This is a genomic window from Pseudoalteromonas sp. PSi26 (assembly GCF_054960575.1).
Window position 1 is genome coordinate 199530 of record NZ_JBHNYT010000002.1, and the last position, 11636, is coordinate 211165.

15 protein-coding genes are annotated in these 11636 nt (G+C 39.9%); 8 read left to right on the forward strand and 7 right to left on the reverse strand.

Annotated features, from left to right (window positions below; all coding sequences use genetic code 11):
- Window positions 1-84: 84 nt before the first annotated feature.
- The 4 genes from ACFI34_RS02920 to ACFI34_RS02935 all read right to left on the reverse strand — a co-directional run bounded on the left by ACFI34_RS02920 (window position 85) and on the right by ACFI34_RS02935 (window position 2913).
- Window positions 85-915, reverse strand: a complete 831-nt coding sequence (locus tag ACFI34_RS02920; protein ID WP_462672347.1) for a mechanosensitive ion channel family protein — start codon at window positions 913-915, stop codon at window positions 85-87.
- 37 nt (window positions 916-952) lie between these two features.
- Window positions 953-1672 carry an LrgB family protein gene (locus tag ACFI34_RS02925; protein ID WP_462672348.1) on the reverse strand — a complete coding sequence of 240 codons (720 nt, stop codon included), beginning with the start codon at window positions 1670-1672 and terminating at the stop codon, window positions 953-955.
- A complete protein-coding gene (locus ACFI34_RS02930; protein ID WP_462672464.1) occupies window positions 1665-2018 on the reverse strand; it encodes a CidA/LrgA family protein in 354 nt (117 codons plus the stop codon). The genes ACFI34_RS02925 and ACFI34_RS02930 overlap by 8 nt, the downstream gene beginning before the upstream one ends.
- 103 nt (window positions 2019-2121) lie before the next feature.
- A complete protein-coding gene (locus ACFI34_RS02935) occupies window positions 2122-2913 on the reverse strand; it encodes a crotonase/enoyl-CoA hydratase family protein (RefSeq protein ID WP_462672349.1) in 792 nt (263 codons plus the stop codon).
- A gap of 243 nt (window positions 2914-3156) precedes the next feature.
- Here ACFI34_RS02935 and ACFI34_RS02940 point away from each other — a divergent pair, with 243 nt between their 5' ends.
- The 3 genes from ACFI34_RS02940 to ACFI34_RS02950 are packed head-to-tail and all read left to right on the forward strand — an operon-like array spanning window position 3157 to window position 4848.
- A complete protein-coding gene (locus ACFI34_RS02940) occupies window positions 3157-3477 on the forward strand; it encodes an HI1450 family dsDNA-mimic protein (RefSeq protein ID WP_006794135.1) in 321 nt (106 codons plus the stop codon).
- Window positions 3478-3518: 41 nt separating this feature from the next.
- Complete coding sequence (locus ACFI34_RS02945; RefSeq protein ID WP_462672350.1) at window positions 3519-4334, forward strand: DUF481 domain-containing protein; 816 nt, start codon at window positions 3519-3521, stop codon at window positions 4332-4334.
- Between the two features lie 25 nt (window positions 4335-4359).
- Window positions 4360-4848: a hypothetical protein gene (locus ACFI34_RS02950; RefSeq protein WP_462672351.1), complete on the forward strand. Its 489-nt coding sequence runs from the start codon at window positions 4360-4362 to the stop codon at window positions 4846-4848.
- Window positions 4849-4885: 37 nt separating this feature from the next.
- Here ACFI34_RS02950 and ACFI34_RS02955 read toward each other — a convergent pair whose 3' ends face one another.
- Entirely contained in the window at window positions 4886-5371 is a 486-nt protein-coding gene (locus ACFI34_RS02955; protein WP_008132774.1) for an FKBP-type peptidyl-prolyl cis-trans isomerase, read from the reverse strand.
- A gap of 12 nt (window positions 5372-5383) precedes the next feature.
- Window positions 5384-6295, reverse strand: a complete 912-nt coding sequence (ygfZ, locus tag ACFI34_RS02960) for a tRNA-modifying protein YgfZ (protein WP_462672352.1) — start codon at window positions 6293-6295, stop codon at window positions 5384-5386.
- Window positions 6296-6456: 161 nt separating this feature from the next.
- On the opposite strand from ygfZ, the gene ACFI34_RS02965 reads away from it, so the two are divergent.
- Window positions 6457-6708 (forward strand): FAD assembly factor SdhE, encoded by a 252-nt coding sequence (locus ACFI34_RS02965; RefSeq protein ID WP_462672353.1) that lies wholly within the window; start codon window positions 6457-6459, stop codon window positions 6706-6708.
- A 386-nt stretch (window positions 6709-7094) separates the two neighbouring features.
- On the opposite strand, the gene nadB is transcribed toward ACFI34_RS02965, so the two are convergent.
- Window positions 7095-8705: an L-aspartate oxidase gene (nadB, locus tag ACFI34_RS02970; RefSeq protein WP_462672354.1), complete on the reverse strand. Its 1611-nt coding sequence runs from the start codon at window positions 8703-8705 to the stop codon at window positions 7095-7097.
- Between the two features lie 246 nt (window positions 8706-8951).
- Here nadB and rpoE point away from each other — a divergent pair, with 246 nt between their 5' ends.
- From rpoE to ACFI34_RS02990, 4 genes are read left to right on the forward strand one after another with little or no spacing between them, the layout of a single operon-like run.
- On the forward strand, window positions 8952-9533 hold the full coding sequence (rpoE, locus tag ACFI34_RS02975; RefSeq protein WP_006794143.1) for an RNA polymerase sigma factor RpoE: 582 nt from the start codon (window positions 8952-8954) through the stop codon (window positions 9531-9533).
- A 1-nt stretch (window position 9534) separates the two neighbouring features.
- Entirely contained in the window at window positions 9535-10146 is a 612-nt protein-coding gene (locus tag ACFI34_RS02980; RefSeq protein ID WP_462672355.1) for a sigma-E factor negative regulatory protein, read from the forward strand.
- A 4-nt stretch (window positions 10147-10150) separates the two neighbouring features.
- Window positions 10151-11101 (forward strand): MucB/RseB C-terminal domain-containing protein, encoded by a 951-nt coding sequence (locus tag ACFI34_RS02985; protein WP_462672356.1) that lies wholly within the window; start codon window positions 10151-10153, stop codon window positions 11099-11101.
- 19 nt (window positions 11102-11120) lie between these two features.
- Window positions 11121-11570, forward strand: a complete 450-nt coding sequence (locus ACFI34_RS02990) for a SoxR reducing system RseC family protein (protein ID WP_462672357.1) — start codon at window positions 11121-11123, stop codon at window positions 11568-11570.
- Window positions 11571-11636: the final 66 nt, after the last annotated feature.

Sequence of the window (11636 nt, forward strand, 5' to 3'; positions counted from 1 at the left end):
AATAACAAACCAATATGGCTTTTAGTCGGTGGTGTTGAGTTGTTTTAACGCCAGTCCCTAGCTGGACCAGCGTTGTATTTACAGTTATAAGTCGCTTTTATTTATAGTAACAACACGTTGCGGGAAAGGTATTTCGATATTGGCGTCGTTAATGGCTTTGTACACACCGCCGTTTATAGCTAACTTTGTTTCTATAATTTTCGTAGTAGGTACCCAGTATCGGTAGCTAATAGTAACACCGCTATCGGCAAATTTTTCAATACCTATTTGCGATGCGGGATTTTTAGCAACACCTTCGTGCGCATTTAAAACACCTTCTATTAGGCTAATTGCGGTATTTGAACAGGCGCTATAGGCAATATCAATCTCACCTTTTACTAAAGAATAACTAAATGAGTTATGAATAATTTCACCCACAATGTGTTTGTTAGGGATTGTTATTTCAACTTTCTCTTCGTTGATGAGTATGGTGTAACCAAGCTCTATTGTTTTTACTTGCCCACTGACGCCTTTTACTTCTATGGTGTCACCAACAACAAAAGGGCGTGTAGCGATAATAGCGAGGCCAGCCCCATAGTTTGATAGCATGCCTTGTAATGCTAAGCCCGCGCCTAAAGAAGCGGCACCAATGGCTGCGACAAACGGTGTTACACTAATGCCTATTTTGCCGAGCACAATAACAAGTACCATCACAATAAGCAGTACTTTTACAACGCTACTGACAAAGTTTGTTAGTGTTATGTCTATGTTATGACGTGTCATTATGTTGGCGACTATTTTAGATAGCTTTTGTGCTACCCAAAGGCCCACCAATAATATAAAAATAGCACCTACAATTTGCATGCTGTAGGTAACTAAATACTCAGTGAGCATGGTGTAATATTTTTCAAATTGTTCTATTTCAGAACTGATCATTATAGGCTCTTAACTCGTGTAATTAAATTTTTGTAAACTATAGCAAACTGTTTACTAAAAAAGGATAGAGGAGTGGGACTATTATGGCCGTTAGCAATGCACTGAGCGCCATAGCTACTGATGAAAATGCACCTATTTTAGGGTGTTCAGCAAGTGCCGCTGCTGTACCAATAGCGTGGCAGGCTGTCCCCATAGCAACCCCTTGGGGTTCATGACTGCCTATTTTTACTAATTTAAACAGCATGAAACCAAATAATGCCCCTAGTAAGCCAATAAAAATAACCATAGCGGCGGCCAAAGAACTGATCCCCCCCAACGAATCTGTAACAATTAACGAAATAGGCGTGGTAACGCTAAGCGCTGCCACAGAAGCACTAAGTTCAGAAGGAACCTTAAAAAATACACTTAATAAAAAAGCCACAAAAGTTGCATTTACAATACCTAAACTGCAAGTACCTAATATGAATAATAAATTTTTACGTACATGAATGAATTGCTGATATAAAGGCAGTGCTAAAGCTACTATGGCGGGCTCTAAAAGCCAGCTTAGTAGTTGACTATGATGGGCAAACTTGGAGTAAGGCAGGTTTAAGTTTATTAATAGCAAAGCAATAACGGCAATACTTAAAAAAACAGGGTTTGTAATTGATTTTAAAGCACTAGTTTGCATGCGTGTGTTAAAGGCCTTAAGCAGTAAAAACAAAGCAATAATAATAGGCATACACAACCACCAATAGTCGGGTTTTAACTCAGTCATTGTTTTTTCTACTTTTGAAAAAAACCATTACTGAGCTGACTAGTAATAATGTACTTACTGGCACAATAAAAATAACAGACATTAAAAAAGGCCAATTAGATTTTATAAGGTTTAGGTGTTCAATAAAGCCAACGCCAGCGGGAATAAAAAAAATAGGCATAACATTTAAAATTGGGGAGGCACAAGGCTTTAGTTGTTGCTCTGTTACTATGCCTGCTAGCAGTAACACTAATAGAATAACCATAGCGAGTAAAGGTGCAGGAAAGCTGCCTCCCGTATAATGCATAATAAGTTTAGCGCAGGCTAAACACAGCAAAATGATTGCGCTACTTAAAAGATATTTCATCATTATTACTCAATTTAATAGGGTGCATTTAGTTTAACAATCAATAACGGTGTGTACATTGTGCCTTAGTATTAACGTCGGTTTAGTATTAACGCCGATTTAATTACCACCGCTTAGCGTTGTTGTATTCTATATCGGATTTACCCTTTGCTTTTGCGATGGCTTTTTTTGTATTTGGGTTTGTTAGTAAACGAATTTGACTCCAAGTTTCTTTTGCGAGTATTTTTCGTTGCTGTGACTGATAGCTTAATTGAGTAATACGCTTAATAGCAGCTAGGGTATCGGGCGATCGTTCAAGTAATGTACTCAGCAGTGTTTGGGTAGCAAGTTCTGTGTTGTTTGTTAGCTGTGTGACGAGCCCTAGCTCGTTTGCTTGCTCTGCGGTTATAGGGGTTGCATGGCTTGCAAGAAAAAGTGCTTGGTCGCGTTTAACAAGTCCGCCCATCATTACATTTGCCCCCATGTCAGGGCAAAGCCCCCAGCGAGCTTCCATGATGGCTAGCTTGGCGTCATTGTGTACAATTCTGTAATCAGCTCCTAACGCTATTTGTAAACCCCCACCTAAACAATTGCCATTAATTTGTGCAATAACAGGTACGCTTAAAGACTGCCAACCCAGTACTACTTTTTGCGCTAAGTTTTGGTTGCCGGGTAACCATTTAAAGAGTAATTTTATGATATTTAAAGGTGAGGCCATAACCGCGGCAATATCAAGCCCTGAACAAAAATGATCGCCATCTCCCTTTATAATTACCGCGCGAATAGTACGATCCTTTTTTATATTTTTAATCGTGTTATTTAACGACACAAACATGGCAAAGTTTAATGCGTTTTGTTTGTCGGCTCGACTCAAGGTAACCGTTGCAATACCGTTTTGCTTTTCTAGTTTTATCATTGTTAACTCCTCTGACCTGTTGCTTGAGCTTATGCGGTTAGAAAGGTGAAGTAAAGTGATGCAGTTTTTAAAATAGATTGAATTTATTTGTAAATGGGCAGTCTGAATGACTTGGTTTTATTTTGATAATACATAAAGTGTGGTTTGAGGTTAAAAAAGTCAGGTTTTTAAACGCTTTTTTATCAAATAGCTAATCAGATTTGATAACATAGCGCCAATTATTAAGGTTAAGGTTACGCAGATATGTCGGGTCCACGTTTATTTACAATCGAAGAAGCAACACATCAAGCTTATGATATTTTTTTAGAGTTAGCACCGAGTAACTTAAGTGATGATGACGTTGAAAACTTTAATGAATACCGAGAAGACCTTGGCTTTATTGAAGAAGATGAACCTGACGACCAGTGGCAAGATTTTGTTGCGCTTGAAATTGAGCCAGAACATTTTATTCAAGTGCTAGTGGGTTTAGAGTTTGATAATGAAGATGTGCTATTTGCAAAAATTTTAATTAGCCGTGATAAAGACGCCCCATTTTGCCATATTTTATGGAAAGAAAGTGAATAAGCCCCACTGCTTGTTTATTTTTTATTAAGTGGCGAGAGAGAATGTTGCGTAAGTATTTATTTATAATTTTTGTTTTAATTAGTGGCTCTTGCTGGGCTGTTGATCCATTTGAAGATTTTCATGAGTATGGGCAGCTTTCTGACGAAGAGATTCACGAGTTGCACAAAGGTGAAATGCTTTACGGCGATACTGAGTTTGGGTTTATTTTGTCTCGGGGAAATATTAATTCAACCAGCTTTAAACTCAAAGGTAACCTGTACCAAGATTTTGAAAAGTGGCGAAACCAATTTAAAATTGACACCCTCTATAAGCGCGACGAAAATGACGACACTGGAGATAGCGACGTAACTGCAAACCGTGTGTTTGTATCTGCACAGGGTAACTATAAAGTAGGCGTTAAAAACTCATCGTTCTTTATTTATGGCGATTACGAGGAAGATCAGTTTAGTGGTCTTAAATTTAAAAGTACCATTGCAACAGGCTATGGTGCACGTGTTTATCAGGGCACCAAGAACAAAGTAGATATTGATATCGGGCCTGGTTTGTACCGTTCGGTAGCTGATGAAGACTCAACGGTTAGTGAAAGCGAAGAAAGTAAAACCGGTTACTTACTTCGTGTTGCTATGCAATGGGAGCGACTGGTTTCAAAACGCACTCGTTTTAATCAAGATGTGAGTATAGAGCAGTCATTGTCAGGGTTAAATTCACGACTAAAATCTGAAACTGCGCTGATTAGTCAGGTTATAGGGGCGGTGTCTCTTAAGTTTGCCTATATGTATCGTTATAATTCAAAACCAGAAGATGATAAACTTAAGTTTGATTCTGAGCTCAGTGCTACTTTAGTGTATAGCTTTTAAGTATTTTATTTAATTAGAGAATAATATGTATCAGCATAAACAGTATGCGGTGTTTATCTTTTTTGTTTTGACCTGGATTGGTGGCTTTGTTGCTTTAGCGTGGAATTTAATTGGGGCAGATTGGCCGTTAATTATTTTTGCAGGTGTATTGGTACTGGTGGGTTTTTTGTTTCATGGCTTAACAGTTAAAGTAGACGATAAAAAAATTAGCTGGGGATTTGGCCCGGGTGTGGCCGGCCAGCAAATTATGCTTAGCGATATTTCTGAGGCGAAAGCAGTTCAAAACTCATATAGGCATGGCATTGGTATTCGTATAACGCACGATGGTTGGGTTTATACTGTGTCTGGATTTAGTGCTGTACAACTTACGCTTAACGATGGCACCTTGTACAGAGTGGGTACAAACGACCAACAAGGGTTACTAGACGCACTAAAAAAACAAAACGTACAAATGGCGCAGCCTAAAAAGCAACAAAGCGAACCCAAAGAGGTTAAACGTAATAATATGATATAAAAAAAGCGCCTTAGGCGCTTTTTTTACAAGAGGTTTATTAGTGGTCGTGACCACAACCACCTTCGCCATGTACATGGCCATGGGTAAGCTCATCAGCTGTTGCATCTCGTACTTCAAGTATTTCAACATCGAAGTTTAGTGTAATACCTGCAAGCGGGTTATTGCCATCAACAATGACCTCTTCATCTTGGATATCAATAATCATTACTGATTGGTCGCCATCATCTGTTGATGCACGAAATTGCATACCCACTTCAATTTCCATACCATCGAACATCGACTTTGGTACAGCTTGCATTAGGTTGTCATGGCGTTCACCGTAACCATCTTCAGGTTCTACTTTTACGCTTAGCGTGTCACCAGGTTGCTTACCTAGTAGTGCGTTTTCAAGGCCTGAAATTAGATAACCAGTACCCACAATAAAATGTAGCGGCTCACCACCGAACGAGTTATCAATGCTGTTACCATCATTATCCATCACTGAATAATGCATTTTTACCACTTTGTTTGCCGCAACGATCATAGTCATTCCTATTTATTCATCATCTAAAGAGTAGGGCAGAGGCAGAATGCTTAGCTCTACCTGAGGCGTGTGTTTTACACGAAGCACTTGCGTTGTTTCAGTATCGTTTGGCAACACAACAAGGCCAGTTAAGATCTTTGTTTTTTCATCAAAGCTTTGCGCAATAAGCTTACCAGCACGACGCCAGTTTTCACCCAGTTGTACTTCAAGTTCGGGTTCGTCCAGCATACTTTCACTTTGGCCTGATACGATATACATGGCTCGCTTATTTTTACCAAGGTATTTCATGCGGGCTACAGTTTCTTGCCCCGTATAGCAGCCTTTTTTAAAGCTGATTCCACCAATGGCTTGTAAGTTAACCATTTGCGGCACATATTCACCAATTGCATCACTGTTGAGTTGTGGCTCGCCAGCTAAAATTGCTGCTTGCTGCCATGGGGCATCGTTATCTAGCGTTGAAACTGTATCTGGTATTGAAAACTGATTATCGACCATAAGCAGTACTCGGTTATTAGCCAGTTTTAACGCTTTACCGCTTGGAAAATCACATGCTGAAGTGCTTTCGTTAAAGGTAATATTTAGCTCATCTAATGTAGCGGATAAGTCATCACCAATAAGACCAATGAGGCGCTTTGAAGAGGCGCTTATGTCTACTTTTGCAAATACAGCGTATTTTTTTAGCTCAACTAATGATTGCTCCACCTCGGCACTGCTGCCAGATAAGTAATAACTGTCTTGGTGAGAAAAGAGCTTAAATACACCCCACAGTTTTCCTTTGGCACTACAGTGACCGGTCCATAAAAAATTGCTGGTGGTTAATTTATTTAAATCTTGAGTAATTTGCCCGTGCAGATAAGATAATTTATCAGCACCCGTAAGGCTAATAAGTTGGTGAGATAACGGACATGCGTAAACGCTAGACATAAAAACCTTCTTTGCAATACAAATGAAGTGACATAATAACGCAGTTGTTACGTATGGTACAGACAAGCACCCGCAGGGCTGTATTTATTTTATAGTTGATTAATAGCTGCTAATCCGGCTTGTGTTTGTTAAACTCGAGTCAATTCAGTATGAGGTTTAAAATGGTTGAAATTCATAGTAAAGCACGTATTCGTTGGGCTTGTCGTCGTGGTATGTTAGAGCTAGATGTTTTGTTTATGCCGTTTGTAGAAGAAGCATACGATTCTTTAAATGCAGAGCAACAAGCTATATTTCAGCGCTTGTTAACACAAGAAGACCCTGATTTATTTGCATGGTTTATGGGGCATGAAAAATGTGAAGACGAGCAGCTAAATAGCATGGTTCAACTTATATTAAACAGAGTTCGTGTATAGGTTCACAGTAAAAAATAATAAAGCAGACCACAAACCCATTGTGGTCTTTTTTTGTGTGCTTACATTAATAATGTGCTTATTTTTAAGTTCTGTCCTGTCTATTATAATTTGTGTTATTGCCAATCTAATCGCTGGGATTTTAGTAGAGCGTAAAGTAACTTTATGCCAACCGCACATGGGCGTGATTATTTTAGAGCCCAACTTGTTTAGATTCGAAAATCACGCTTATAAAGTAGAAGGGCAAATAAGTACCAAAAGCAGAGTGTTCACGGGCAGTGTTTGGCTATGCATAAAAGGATTTAGTAACAACCATTGGCTTATTATTTCAGTCAATGGTGTTGATAAGCAAAGCTATGCCCGATTAAAACGAGCTGTTTTGAGCGCTGTTAGTGGCGCTCAGGAGTCAAAATAGTGGGGGTTGGGTTTTCGTTTTGATCAGGATAGTCAATCGTGTAATGAAGCCCTCTACTTTCTTTTCTTTGCATGGCACTTCTAATTATTAACTCTGCTACTTGCACTAAATTACGTAGCTCGAGTAAGTTGTTACTGACTCTAAAGTTAGCATAATAGTCGTGTATTTCTTGTTGCAGCAGCTCAACGCGATGCAATGCGCGCTCTAACCGTTTAGTTGAACGAACAATACCAACATAATCCCACATAAACAGACGTAGCTCGTGCCAATTATGAGTGATGACTATTTCTTCGTCCGAGTTAGTTACACGGCTTTCATCCCATTGCGGCAAGGTCATTGGCTCTGGCGCATGTTCAATTTTGCTTAAAATATCTTTCGCTGCAGCATGGGCAAACACAATGCACTCTAATAATGAATTACTTGCCATTCTGTTTGCACCGTGCAGGCCGGTGTAAGCTACTTCACCAACTGCATACAGATTATCTAAATCTGTTTTACCGTTGAAGTCAGTCATTACACCACCGCAAGTGTAGTGTGCGGCAGGGACAACCGGAATTGCTTCTTTTGTAATATCTAACCCAACACTCAAGCATTTTGCATAAATGGTAGGGAAGTGCTCAATAATAAATTCTTTATCTTTATGGCTAATATCTAAGTAAACGCAATTGGCACCTAAGCGCTTCATTTCAAAATCGATTGCGCGAGCGACTATATCACGGGGTGCTAGCTCTTCACGCTCATCAAAATCTTTCATAAAGCGAGTGCCGTCGGGGCGTTTTAAATACGCGCCCTCACCGCGCATTGCCTCGGTAATTAGAAAGTTTTGTAATTCAGGATGGTATAAGCTGGTGGGGTGGAATTGGTTAAATTCCATATTAGCCACTTTACAGCCAGCTCGCCAAGCCATAGCAATACCGTCACCGCTTGATACATCAGGGTTAGATGTATATAAGTACACCTTACTCGCTCCACCGGTCGCAAGTGCTACAAATTTAGCTGATATAGTTTCGACTTTTTTAGCTTTTTTGTTCCATACATACATACCCTTTACGTGTGTACCTGTTCGGCCTGTATTTTTATCAGTGATTAAATCAATTGCATTGTATTGCTCAAGTAGAGTGATATTTTTATGTATTTTTACTTGGCTTATTAATGTTGTTTGAACGGCTTTACCAGTCGCATCGGCGGCATGTAAAATTCGACGATGGCTATGTCCGCCTTCTCGCGTTAAGTGAAAACGCTCTTTGCCTTTGCTATCAAATTCCATGTCAAAAGGCACACCTTGGTCAATTAGCCATTGAAGGCAATCGTGTGCATTACTTGCTGTATAGTGAACAGCTTCACGGTCACATAGGCCGCCGCCAGCATCCAGAGTATCTTCAACATGCGATTCAATACTGTCATTTTTTTTATCAAATACTGCGGCTATGCCACCTTGTGCATAAAGTGTAGAGCCTTCGGTAAGCGCGCCTTTACTAATAACGGTAACGTTACAATAATTAGCTAATGATAAGGCAAGAGATAAGCCAGCCGCGCCGCTTCCGATAATAGCGACATCTGCGATGTGATGTTTATTTTGGTTCATGTCAGGGGTACTTTGCGGTTACAATGCTTAAATTAAAGCAGTATTTGTTTTTAATATTCGTAGTTGTATCATATTTGTCATACCACTATGTAGTGATTTTAATGGCTTATCGCCGTTATTTATGAACTATTTTATATAAAAATAATATTAAGCAGAACTTTTTATTCATGTCGCGGTCAGAGTATTTGTGAACAATGGCGATAATATGAATAACAAGTAAAACCAGACATAGGAGTACCGGCTCGAATGAGCGAGCAGGAATTGGATTTAGTGCTAGTAAGAAGAGTGCAGCAGGGCGATAAAAATGCCTTCAATCTATTAGTAAAGAAGTATCAAAACAAGATTGCAGGTTTGATCTCTCGTTATGTATCAAACCAAGGTGATATTGCTGATGTAGCGCAAGAGGCTTTTATAAAAGCTTACCGTGCACTTCCCAACTTTAGAGGCGATAGTGCTTTCTATACTTGGTTATACCGTATTGCCGTTAATTGTGCTAAAAATTATCTAGTTGCACAGGGGCGTAAGCCGCCAGCCAATGATATTGACGCCGAAGAAGCTGAATTTTATGATTGTGGTGACTCCATGCGTTCAAACGCATCACCTGAGAACCTTTTATTAAGTGAAGAGGTTCGCGCTGTAATTTTTAATACAATTGATAGTTTGCCTGAAGACCTTAAAACCGCAATAACTCTCAGAGAGATTGAGGGTATGAGCTATGAGGAAATAGCTGTGGTAATGGATTGCCCTGTAGGCACAGTACGTTCGCGTATATTTCGTGCTCGTGAAGCAATTGATAACAAATTAAACCCATTAATAGGCGAGTCTTAGTATGACAAAAGCACACCTTAACAAGTTAGATAACGAATCGTTATCTGCATTACTTGATGGCGAGCAGCACCTAGCTGATGCAAAAATTGCAGAGCAAGATGTTTCTACGTTTGGTCGTTATGCGTTAATTGGTGATGCAATGCGTGCTCAAAAAAATAACCACGACATCCATATTGATATTAGTGAACGCGTTGCATTAGCACTAGAAAGCGAGCCTGTTTACGCTGACTTTACTCAGTCTAAAGGGCAGTCTCAAGCAACTGATAAAAAAGAACAAAATAACGTAGTGGCATTTAACTGGCGTAAACCTGTTGCGCAGCTTGCAATAGCTGCAAGCGTAGCAATGTTTGCGATTGTGGGAGTGAGTACTTTGCCGCAAAGTGATCCACAGCAAAATGAAATTCCATTACTTCAAACCACACCGTTAACAGGTATGGCGTCACCAGTGAGCTACTCATCAGCGCCAGCCCTTGAAAACGCAGAGCAAGGTTTGCGTGAGTTACAACAACAACGTATTGGTGCGTTGGTGTTAGAGCATCAACGTCAAGCACGTGTTGCTAACTCTCTTCAAACAGCGCAAAATGAAACAAAAGCGCAAGAGGAAAAAAACTAATTAAATGAAAGTAATTACTTTTGTTCTGTCGTTGGTATTAAGCTTTACTGCCGTTGCCAACGAGACAAACCCTGCCAAAATGCTATTATTAGAAATGGCCAATGCTGTCCATAATCGTAACTTTGACGCTTCATTTGTTGTTGTTAAAGGTAAATCAATGGAACCCTACCGATGGGTGCACGCCAAACAAGATGAAACCGAACTCGAACACCTAAGTTTGCTCAATGGCGCAGGCCTTGAAATGATTAGAGTTAACGACCAGGTAACTTATTTTGAGCCACAGTCTGAGCCTTACTCGATTAAAACAGATTCAATTGCAGGCCCTATCCCTGAAGTTCTTTTTAAAGATATACAGCGCTTAAGTGAGCACTATGATTTTGTACTTGGTGGAAAAGGGCGTATTGCAGGGCGTGCTGCACAGCTTGTACGCATAGAGTCAAAAGATGAGCACAAATATAACTACTGGATTTGGCTTGATATGGAATCGGCGCTGCTGTTGAAAGCTGCTTATGTAAACCATCAAGGAGAGGCTCTTGAGCAGCTTCAGTTAACCCATATTAGTGTGACTGAACAACCAGCACCTATGCTATTAGAAGTGTTAAATCGAAATTTTCCTACACCGTTGCCTGAAAGCGAGTTGAAAGGAGTTGATAGTTCGTCAACTAACTGGAAAATAAGCTGGTTACCTGCTGGTTTCGAGCTACTCAAATCGGATAGACACAAGCTAGATTTGAATAACGAGCTTACGGATTACTATCTATATTCAGATGGGTTTGTTGAAGTGTCGGTATTTATTCAGCGACCACTGCCTGGTAAACGTTTAAGTGGTGCACTCACCTCTGGCGCTACAACGGTTTATGTGCATAATGGCGGTAATTTTGATGTATCGGTTGTTGGTAATGTGCCAAGCTTAACTGCAAAGGCAATAGCCGAATCTGTTACGCGCGCTTTATAAACGATTCGTAAGGATTGTTATGATTGAACAAACCCTCACTGTTGTGGCCCTTAGTGGCCACACGGCTCATTTAGAAGCTGAGCAAAAGCAAGCTTGCGCTGGCTGCAACGGGCGCTGCGGCTCCCAAGTATTTAGTAAATTATTTGGCACTGCAAAAAAAACACTCCCTTATAAGTTTGAGTCCCCTGTCGAAGTAGGCCAGAAGATCACTTTATCCCTCGATGATAGCCATATGGTAAAACACGCATTTGCTGTGTATATGCTGCCGCTTTTTTTTAGTCTTATTTTTGCACTTGTAACGTCTGAGTTATTGATAATGGGCGAAGGTTGGCAAATATTTGCAGCTGTGGTGGGTGGTGTTTTGGGGTTTTATATTGCAAAAACACGTGTTAAATCGCTCAGGCACGATATAAAAGTAGTAAAAATTCACCCAATTAGTATCCCTTTAACTCAAATAGATGGTGATTGACGCCAATTAAATGTAAAATTGGCGTTTTATACCCAAGTAACTTGGAAATACAAGAAGCTGTGATTT

What these genes read in the sequence shown, in the direction of transcription:
- nadB (WP_462672354.1), bottom strand. Translation starts at nt 8,705, where the DNA reads ATGAACCAAAATAAACATCACATCGCAGATGTCGCTATTATCGGAAGC.
- ACFI34_RS02965 (WP_462672353.1), top strand. Translation starts at nt 6,457, where the DNA reads ATGGTTGAAATTCATAGTAAAGCACGTATTCGTTGGGCTTGTCGTCGT.
- ACFI34_RS02935 (WP_462672349.1), bottom strand. Translation starts at nt 2,913, where the DNA reads ATGATAAAACTAGAAAAGCAAAACGGTATTGCAACGGTTACCTTGAGT.
- ACFI34_RS02920 (WP_462672347.1), bottom strand. Translation starts at nt 915, where the DNA reads ATGATCAGTTCTGAAATAGAACAATTTGAAAAATATTACACCATGCTC.
- ACFI34_RS02985 (WP_462672356.1), top strand. Translation starts at nt 10,151, where the DNA reads ATGAAAGTAATTACTTTTGTTCTGTCGTTGGTATTAAGCTTTACTGCC.
- ACFI34_RS02955 (WP_008132774.1), bottom strand. Translation starts at nt 5,371, where the DNA reads ATGATCGTTGCGGCAAACAAAGTGGTAAAAATGCATTATTCAGTGATG.
- ACFI34_RS02990 (WP_462672357.1), top strand. Translation starts at nt 11,121, where the DNA reads ATGATTGAACAAACCCTCACTGTTGTGGCCCTTAGTGGCCACACGGCT.
- ACFI34_RS02980 (WP_462672355.1), top strand. Translation starts at nt 9,535, where the DNA reads ATGACAAAAGCACACCTTAACAAGTTAGATAACGAATCGTTATCTGCA.
- rpoE (WP_006794143.1), top strand. Translation starts at nt 8,952, where the DNA reads ATGAGCGAGCAGGAATTGGATTTAGTGCTAGTAAGAAGAGTGCAGCAG.
- ACFI34_RS02945 (WP_462672350.1), top strand. Translation starts at nt 3,519, where the DNA reads ATGTTGCGTAAGTATTTATTTATAATTTTTGTTTTAATTAGTGGCTCT.
- ygfZ (WP_462672352.1), bottom strand. Translation starts at nt 6,295, where the DNA reads ATGTCTAGCGTTTACGCATGTCCGTTATCTCACCAACTTATTAGCCTT.
- ACFI34_RS02930 (WP_462672464.1), bottom strand. Translation starts at nt 2,018, where the DNA reads ATGAAATATCTTTTAAGTAGCGCAATCATTTTGCTGTGTTTAGCCTGC.
- ACFI34_RS02940 (WP_006794135.1), top strand. Translation starts at nt 3,157, where the DNA reads ATGTCGGGTCCACGTTTATTTACAATCGAAGAAGCAACACATCAAGCT.
- ACFI34_RS02925 (WP_462672348.1), bottom strand. Translation starts at nt 1,672, where the DNA reads ATGACTGAGTTAAAACCCGACTATTGGTGGTTGTGTATGCCTATTATT.
- ACFI34_RS02950 (WP_462672351.1), top strand. Translation starts at nt 4,360, where the DNA reads ATGTATCAGCATAAACAGTATGCGGTGTTTATCTTTTTTGTTTTGACC.